Here is an 8,535-nt window from a genome sequence, read left to right on the forward strand (position 1 = left end):
ATGGCTCCTTAATTCAGTATATGAACGGCAGCGCCTGGCTGCACGCGCTGCGCACCGTCAGTAATTGCTCGCTCACCGGGCTTAACGCCGGAGGCAATCTGGAACTGCTGGCCCATCTGCCCGGCGACCTTAAGCGGACGCATTTCGGCTTTATCCTCGGCGTTAACCACCCAGGCGAAGAACCCGTCGCCATTCTGCTGTACGGCAGCGGCGGGCAGGGTCAGCACCGGTAGCTCGCTTGCCGGACGCAGGTAGACGTTCACGTTGCCGCCGGGCAGCAGCTGATGGCGCGGGTTGGCGAACTCGGCACGCAGCATCACGCTGGCGGTACGCGGGTCGATGCGGTTGTCCACGGAGGTGAGTTCCCCGCTGACGCGCTGGCCGTTGCTGTCAATCAGCGCCTGCCAGGCCTGTTTCATGGCGCTGATATCCGCATGCTGTCCGGTTTTGGTGGCAAACGCGCCCTCTTCCAGCGCAAAGGCGATGCGGATCGGATCGAGCTGGACCACCTCCACCAGCACACCGCTGGCAGGATCCACCAGGCTGCCGACGTGAAAGTTGCTGTGCCCCACGCGTCCGTCAATCGGTGAGGTAATGCGCGTGTAGTTGAGGGTGACGCTGCGGGTGTCGAGACGGGCTTTCGCCTGCTCCAGCGCGGCGCTCGCTACGTCGCGCTGCATGCGGGCGTTGTCCACGTCGTGGCGGCTGATGGCGTTGCTGCTGCCCAGGCTTTCGAAGCGGGACAGCTGCTGTTGCGCCTGACGCAGCGTGGCTTCGGCGCTTTTCACTTCGGCCTGCGCCAGGCGCAGGGCGGCGCGCGGCTCGGCGTCGTCCAGCTCGAACAGCACGTCACCTTTTTTCACGTACTGGCCGTCTCGAAAGTGGATTCTGGTGATGACGCCTTCCGTACGCGCGCGCAGTTCAACGGTGTGAATCGCTTCGATGCGACCCGGGATCTGACGTTCGGCGGCGTGGGCGGTCTGCTCCACGGTGGCGACACGCACGGGAATGACTGCGGCGAATGCGGGCGGCAGGGTAGCGGCGAGGAGCGCGAACAGAAGTGGGAATTTCATGGGAATACCTCAGTATTTACCCCTCACCCTAACCCTCTCCCCAAAGGGGAGAGGGAACTTGAACACCCTCTCCCCTTTGGGGAGAGGGCAGGGTGAGGGGTAAGGTTTTAGTTATGCAGCCTTACGGAACCTGCGGGTCAGTCGCTTCTCGATTTCGACGACGAAGAACATCACGCCCGCCACCGCCAGCGTCACGAACCAGTAGCGCAGCGGCAGCGCTTCGGTGCCGAACAGCATCTGCATAAACGGCAGGTAGATGATCGCCGCCTGGAGCAGGAACAGTACGCCCGTTACCAGCCAGATCCCTTTGTTCGCCAGCAGGCCGCGGTTCAGGGAGAACCCTTCGGTGTTGCGGCAGTTAATCATGTACACCCACTGGGCGCAGACCAGCATCTGGAGCAGCACGGTGCGGATGAACTCCGCGCTGTGCCCGCGCGGGGCCAGCCAGGCTTCCAGCGCAAAGGCGGCGATGGCAATCATGGTGCCGACGAAGGCCACGCGCCATACGGCGTAGGCGTCCATTACGTGCTGCCCGGTCTGGCGCGGCGGGCGGCGCATTATGTTGCGCTCGGCGGCCTCGAAGGCCAGGCCGAAGGAGAGCGTGGCGGAGGTCGCCATGTTCATCCACAGAATCAGCACCGGCGTCAGCGGAATGATGTTCCCCGCCAGCAACGCAATCACAATCAGTAGCCCCTGCGCCAGGTTGGTCGGCATGATGAACAGAATGGTCTTCTTCAGGTTGTCGTAAACGCGACGCCCCTCTTTCACCGCGCTGGCGATGGTGGCGAAGTTATCGTCCGTCAGGACCATGTCCGCCGCCTCTTTGGTGACTTCCGTGCCTTTGATGCCCATCGCAATACCCACATCCGCCTGACGCAGCGCTGGCGCATCGTTCACGCCGTCACCGGTCATGCCGACGATTTCGCCTTTGTCCTGTAACGCTTTCACCAGGCGCAGCTTATGCTCCGGGCTGGTACGGGCGAAGATGTCATACTTCACCGCCGCTTCGGCCAGCTCGGCGTCGTCCATCTTCTCCAGCTCATAGCCGGTGACCGCCTGCTCGCTGTTGGTTATCCCCAGCATCTGGCCTATGCTCATCGCCGTCTGCGGGTGATCCCCGGTGATCATCTTCACGCGGATCCCCGCCTGCTGACAGGCGTTAATCGCCTCAATCGCTTCCGGACGCGGCGGATCCATCATCCCGGCAATGCCGAGGAAGATCAGGCCGTGGCTCAGGTCGTCGTGAGTCAATGCCTGCTCACCGTTCGCTGGCCTGAACGCCGCGGCGACCATGCGCAGCCCCTGACGCGCATAGCGCTCCATCTCCGTTTCCCAGTACGCGCGGTCAAAGGCTTGCGCACCGTTGCGGGTCTGCTGCTGCTCACACAGGGCGAAAATCACGTCCGGCGCGCCGGTGATCAAAATCTGCTCCTCACCGCCAATCTGGTAGTGGGTGCTCATGTACTTGTACTGCGAGTCGAACGGGATCTTGTTGACCAGGGTGGTCTCGACCGGTGCGAGGTGGGCTTTTGCCGCCAGCACCTTCAGCGCGCCCTCGGTCGGGCCGCCGGTGATGCCCCACAGGCCGCGCTCGTCCTGAATCAGCTGGCTGTCGTTACACAGGTCGATGGTGCGCAGGTACTGCTCCAGCACGGTGCCCGGCTGGATCTGCACCGGCTCGTCGCTGCCTTCGAGGTAGAGGTTGCCCACCGGCTCGTAGCTGTTGCCGTCCACGCGATAGCACGCATCGGCGGTAATGATGGCTTTCACCGTCATCTCGTTCATGGTCAGGGTGCCGGTTTTATCCGAGCAGACCACGGTCATCGCGCCCAGGGTTTCAACCGTCGGCAGCTTGCGGATAATCGCCCGCTTACGCGCCATCGCCTGTACGCCCAGAGAGAGGATGATGGAGATAATCGCCGGCAGACCTTCCGGTACGGAGGCTACCGCCAGGCTAATCAGGGAGAGCAGCAGCTCGCCCATCGGGATCTCGCGGAACACCAGGCTGAAGACAAACAGCGCGGCCATCATCGCCAGAATGATGGCGAAAATCGCTTTGCCCAGCTTGTCCATCTGCACCAGCAGCGGGGTGCGGTGCTTTTCAATGCCCGCCATCATCTGGTTGATGTGGCCGAGCTCCGTATCCTTACCGGTCGCGGTGACCAGGCCAACGCCACCGCCCGCGCTTACGGTCGTCCCGGAGAAGACCATATTGGTGCGGTCGCCCAGCGGCAGTTCACCGCTCAGCGGATTAATGTGTTTATCCACCACGGTGGATTCGCCGGTCAGAATTGCCTCTTCCACGCGTAAATTATGCGCTTCAATTAAGCGCATATCCGCCGGAATACGATCTCCTGCGCGCAACACAATAATATCGCCCGGGACGATTTCCGTCGTCGGGATGGTTTCATGGTTACCATTACGAATTACGCGCGCCTCGCTGGAGAGCATATTGCGAATACTCTTCAGGGATTTTTCTGCATTACTTTCCTGAATGTGGCCAATTAAGGCATTGATTACCGCCACACCCAGGATAACCAGCGTATCAACCCAGTGTCCCATTACAGCCGTTAATACGGCGGCCGCCAGCAGGACGTAAATCAGGACATCGTTAAAATGCGCGAGAAAACGCAGCCAGCCCGGCTTGCCTTTTTTCTCCGGCAGCGCGTTCGGGCCATGCTTCTGCAAACGTGCCTGCGCCTCGGTGCGGTCCAGGCCATTCGCCTGGCTCTGTGCCTGAGCAAGCACCTGCTCTACGGTCTGCTGGTACGCCTGCCCGCCTGCGGGTGGCATATTCTGCGAGAAATTTTTTTTGGTCATGGTATTTTTCCTTCAATATCCGGTGGACGGAAGCCGGAATTCCTTTCTGGCTTTAAATAATTCATTTTTAAGTCTTGCGGGTTAAATTGATCTACCGCAATATATTGACTATCCGGTTATTCAAAACTGATTAAAATTATTTCGACGCGTTGATTTTTACAAAATATTTCTAAACCAACACTAAACGAGGAGGAAGCATGTTTGGTATTTATCGCGGGCGGCGCCTGGCGTTATACATTGTCGCAGCCATTGTTATTGCGACGTTAATTGGATATAGCACCTATAGCTTTGTAAAATTATTTTCGTGAAAAAGACGTTTATTTACATTACGCGATATTAATTTAATCGCCCCGGAAATATTATCTATTTTCCGTTATTAACTCGCAGAATAACGGTGGCCTTTCACTCAATTTTGCCAGTGGGGATGATATTGCTTTACGTTTCAGGATGCCGGACAATGACATTTTTAACTCACGATTAACATTACGATGAAACACCCGTTAGAATCGCTGCTCACCGCAGGGGGCATTTTGCTGATGGCCCTGCTCTCCTGTCTGCTGTTACCTGCGCCGTCGCTGGGTCTGGTGCTGGCGCAGAAACTGGTTCAGACCTTTCATATGGTCGATCTGAATCAGCTGTACACCATTCTGTTCTGTCTGTGGTTTTTGGTGCTCGGCGCCATCGAATTCTTTATCCTGCGTTTCATCTGGCGCCGCTGGTTTTCACTGGCGTCGTAAGCCAGTAAGATCGCGCATCCCGTGGATCAGCGCTTCACACCAGGCCGCGTAGTCGTGGCCGCTGGATGAGGGGTGGAAGCTGACGCGATAGCCTTTTTCCTTCAGCACCTGTTCAAAATCCTGCGTGGTGCGATAAATGCCGCCGCCCGGCCCCGTGGTTTCAAACTTTCCGGCCTGTAACCAGAAGCGCACCGGATACGGCGGCGACTGCTGGTACTGACGCGTCAGCCAGCCGGGGGCGTCACCTTTCGGCGCCCACCAGTAGGAGCCTGAAAGGCTCAGCACGTTGCCAAACAGGCGCGGATAGCGCAGCGCTACCCATGAAGAGGCAATTCCCCCGTAGCTCGACCCCGCCAGCACCGTTTTCTGCCGCTGCATGCCGATGCCCTGCCCGCGCAGCCACGGCAGCAGCTCGTGCGCCATAAAGTCAGCAAATTCCGGGTTCGGCGGCAGCTCGTTGCCGCGACGGGCGTGATCGAGGCTGTCGATAAACACCACGTTAATCGGTGGCAGGTGATGCCGGGCAATCAGACCGTCCAGCACGTTGGCAAAATGGTATTCGTCCTGATAAATCTGCCCGTCAAACAGAATTAACGTCCAGCGTGCGGGCTGTGCGCCGCGCGGTTTGTAGATCATCACGTCGCGGGCGTTGCCGAGGATGTGGCTGGAAAAACTCTGACGGCTCAACGTCCCGTGCACCAGCGGCTTTGCCGTGGCCTGAACGGAGCAGTAGCGCGCCGGGCTGAGATCGAGCAGCGAGTAACGGTTCCATCGATCCGCCTTCTGCTCCCCAAAGGTGTTCGGGTTAAGCGGATCGGCCTGTGCGCTCACCAGGATGGCACGGCGTTGATCGCGGGCAGAGCCTTCAACGATCGGCACATCGGGGGCGAGCTTATATTGCATCACCGTATCAGCGGGGACCACGTAGCTGCGGAACCAGACGTCGCTGTTGCCCAGGCGGAACAGCGGATCGTGATCCCCCGCCGGAGAGCCGAGAATGAAGACGTTATCCCGCGCGCCGCGCCACAGAAAGGTCACGCGCTTATGGCTCGCATCTACTGGTTCCACCATTGGCGTTCCCTGTCGACGCTGCGCCTGCCAGAACGCCTCGGTACTTCCACCGGCAGAAATGACGTTTGCCAGCGCCTTTAGCGTCGGGCTTACTGGCGCCAGCATCTGCACGCGTGGTAATGGAGAGGTCTCTTTCATGCGCCACTGAAAACGCCACGGCTTACCGGCTTCGCCGTGTAGCACCAGCGAGGTGTTCTGTTTCACCGGCAGGGCAAACAGCAGCGTGTGTTCCCCGTCCGCAGGACCATTTTCGATCAGCGTGCGGATGCGGCGGTTTTGCCCATCCAGCAGGCGCGCATCCGTCACGCCATTCAGCGTGGCGGAAACGTAATTTTCACCCAGTTCAGGCAGGGAGAAGCAGACTTCGCCGCTGGCATCAAACTTTCCCTGAACATCGCCCTGCCGGGACGACTGCTCGCACGTTGCCGCCACGGCGGGCAGCGCGCCGATCCCCAACAGCAACCCACTCCATACCCTCTTCATTACCGCTTGTTCCCCAACGAAATTTGTTAACAACGCTAATGCAAATGGTAATAATTTGCAATATCATCAACGGCGATTTACCGGTGTTTTTATGGCGATAGCAACCAAGGACGTTCAATAAAAATGTTTAAAAATAATAAGATAATGCAGCTCTGGCTGCTGAGTCTGGCGACGACCAGCGTCGCGGCTCAGGCAGAAACGAAAGAAGAAACGATTACGGTGACGCAGGGCGTGAGTGAAGAGCCCACTGCGCCCGTAAAAGGCATTGTGGCGACGAAAACGCTCTCCGCCACCAAGACCAGCGCGGAGATTGTGAAGACGCCGCAGTCGGTATCGGTGATCACCCGCGATCAAATGAACATGCAGGACGTCACATCCGTTTCGCAGGCGCTGCGCTACTCGGCGGGCGTGTTTACCGAATACCGGGGCTCGTCTAACCGTAACGACGAGGTGTTTGTGCGCGGCTTTAGCTACGTGCCAAAATTCCTCGACGGCTTAAGCTTTGGCGCAACGGCCTCATCACAGACGGGCACAGTTGACCCGTGGCTGCTGGAGCGCGTGGAGCTGGTGCGCGGCCCGGCGTCGGTCCTGTTTGGTCAGGTGAATCCTGGCGGGTTAATCAGCATGACCAGCAAGCGCCCGACGGCGGAGGCCATTCACAACGTGCAGTTCCGCACCGGCAATAACGATCTCGCCGAAGGTGCGTTTGATTTCGGCGGCAGGCTGAGCGACGACGGCCGCGTACTGTATCGCGTGAACGGTATCGCCCGTACGCAGCATAATCAGGTGGACGATTATAAAGAGACGCGGATGGCGATCGCCCCGGCGATCACCTGGTATCCGAACGATCAGACCCGCTTTACGCTGCTGACCAGCTACCAGAAAGATCCCGATGCCGGATACCGCAACTTCCTGCCCGCGTATGGCACGGTGAAAAGCGTCGACGGGAAGTACATCCCACGCGACTTTAACGTCAGCGATCCGAATTACAATCAGTCCTGGCGCGAGCAGACGATGATTGGCTACGAGCTGGAACACCAATTCGCCGACAACCTCACCTTCCGCCAGAACGCCCGTTACGCCACCATCAAGCAGAAATACCGTTATCTGGTTTACGCCAACAGCGCGGCCAACAGCACGGTGTTGACCCGTCGCGCCCAGCGTGAAGAGCGCACGACCAATGAATTTGGCCTCGATAACCAGCTGGAATATCTGCTGGAGACCGGGAGCGTCAGCCATACCCTGCTCGGCGGGTTTGATTACAAGACAAGCAAGGATAAACAGCTGCTGGCGCGCGGGAGCGGCTCACAGTATGACCTCGACTGGACAACCCCGGTTTACGGCGTGAACGTGGATGAAAGCACCTTCAAAACGGCCTCCGACGAGCAGCAAAATCTCGACCAGATGGGGCTGTATCTTCAGGATCAGATGAGCTGGAACAACTGGGAGTGGCTGGTTTCCGGGCGCTACGACTGGAGCGAAGTGCGTACCAACGACTTCACCGATAATAGCTTTACGCAGCAGAACGACAGCAAATTTACCTGGCGCACTGGCCTGCTGTACGCGTTCGATTTTGGTCTCTCGCCGTACATCAGCTACAGCACGTCGTTTGAGCCGAACCTGCAAACCAACCGTGCGCCGGGCGTCGCGCCATTCAGGCCAACTACCGGGGAGCAGACCGAGATTGGCCTGAAATATCAGCCGGTCGACACCACGCTGATGACTCTCGCGCTGTACGATTTAACTCAGGACAACGTAGCGACCTATAACAGCGCTGAAGGCTGGTTCGAAAATGCGGGCAAGGTGCGTTCGAAAGGCGCTGAAGCGGAAATCCACGCCACGCTGATGGATAACATCAACCTGATTGGCTCCTACACTTACACCGATGCAAAAACCGAAAGCACCACGGTGGCGGGCACCGAGGGCAAGACCCCGGCGCGTATCCCGACGCATATGGCGTCTGCGTTTGCCAGCTATACCGTTCCGGGCGGGGCGCTCAAGAGCCTGACCGCTGGCGTGGGGATGCGCTACATCGGCACCAGCTACGGCGATGCGAAGAACACCTTTAAGGTGCCATCGGTGGATCTGTATGACGCGATGCTGCGCTACGATCTGGGCGAGATGAACCGCAGCCTGAAAGGGGCAAGCGTGCAGTTCAACGTCAATAACGTGGCGGACACGAAGTATGTGGCGTCATGCGCAAGCGATACGGCGTGCTTCTACGGGATTGGGCGGACGGTGACGGCGACGGTGAATTATCGGTGGTAAGGGATTTGTAGGCCCGGTAAGCGCAGTGTATGACCGGATACATAGGTAACAGATCAGACCGGGAACATAGGTAACACTTTTCA

General features: G+C 58.6%; 5 protein-coding genes. 2 read left to right on the forward strand and 3 right to left on the reverse strand.

The features are described from left to right. Positions 1-8: 8 nt before the first annotated feature. Both ACOT0L_RS22375 and ACOT0L_RS22380 read right to left on the reverse strand, forming a co-directional pair. The gene (locus ACOT0L_RS22375; protein ID WP_126504300.1) at positions 9-1,073 is read right to left on the reverse strand and encodes an efflux RND transporter periplasmic adaptor subunit; all 1,065 of its coding nucleotides are present in this window, start codon (positions 1,071-1,073) and stop codon (positions 9-11) included. Positions 1,074-1,184: 111 nt separating this feature from the next. Beyond that, entirely contained in the window at positions 1,185-3,893 is a 2,709-nt protein-coding gene (locus ACOT0L_RS22380) for a cation-transporting P-type ATPase (RefSeq protein ID WP_023299512.1), read from the reverse strand. A gap of 488 nt (positions 3,894-4,381) precedes the next feature. Here ACOT0L_RS22380 and ACOT0L_RS22385 point away from each other — a divergent pair, with 488 nt between their 5' ends. After that, the gene (locus ACOT0L_RS22385) at positions 4,382-4,630 is read left to right on the forward strand and encodes a DUF1158 domain-containing protein (protein ID WP_003858875.1); all 249 of its coding nucleotides are present in this window, start codon (positions 4,382-4,384) and stop codon (positions 4,628-4,630) included. On the opposite strand, the gene ACOT0L_RS22390 is transcribed toward ACOT0L_RS22385, so the two are convergent. Next, on the reverse strand, positions 4,616-6,184 hold the full coding sequence (locus tag ACOT0L_RS22390; RefSeq protein WP_023299511.1) for an alpha/beta hydrolase-fold protein: 1,569 nt from the start codon (positions 6,182-6,184) through the stop codon (positions 4,616-4,618). The two genes, ACOT0L_RS22385 and ACOT0L_RS22390, sit on opposite strands and share 15 nt — an antisense overlap. Positions 6,185-6,307: 123 nt before the next feature. Here ACOT0L_RS22390 and ACOT0L_RS22395 point away from each other — a divergent pair, with 123 nt between their 5' ends. Then, positions 6,308-8,452, forward strand: coding sequence for a TonB-dependent siderophore receptor (locus ACOT0L_RS22395; RefSeq protein WP_045621297.1), 2,145 nt, complete (start codon positions 6,308-6,310; stop codon positions 8,450-8,452). The last annotated feature ends 83 nt before the right edge of the window (positions 8,453-8,535 follow it).

The sequence above is a fragment of the Enterobacter cloacae complex sp. XAL002 genome (genome assembly GCF_049236805.1).
Lineage (GTDB): Bacteria > Pseudomonadota > Gammaproteobacteria > Enterobacterales > Enterobacteriaceae > Enterobacter > Enterobacter intestinihominis.

Coding starts and splice junctions, on each gene's coding strand:
- ACOT0L_RS22375 (WP_126504300.1), bottom strand. CDS start 1,073: ATGAAATTCCCACTTCTGTTCGCGCTCCTCGCCGCTACCCTGCCGCCC.
- ACOT0L_RS22380 (WP_023299512.1), bottom strand. CDS start 3,893: ATGACCAAAAAAAATTTCTCGCAGAATATGCCACCCGCAGGCGGGCAG.
- ACOT0L_RS22390 (WP_023299511.1), bottom strand. CDS start 6,184: ATGAAGAGGGTATGGAGTGGGTTGCTGTTGGGGATCGGCGCGCTGCCC.
- ACOT0L_RS22385 (WP_003858875.1), top strand. CDS start 4,382: ATGAAACACCCGTTAGAATCGCTGCTCACCGCAGGGGGCATTTTGCTG.
- ACOT0L_RS22395 (WP_045621297.1), top strand. CDS start 6,308: ATGTTTAAAAATAATAAGATAATGCAGCTCTGGCTGCTGAGTCTGGCG.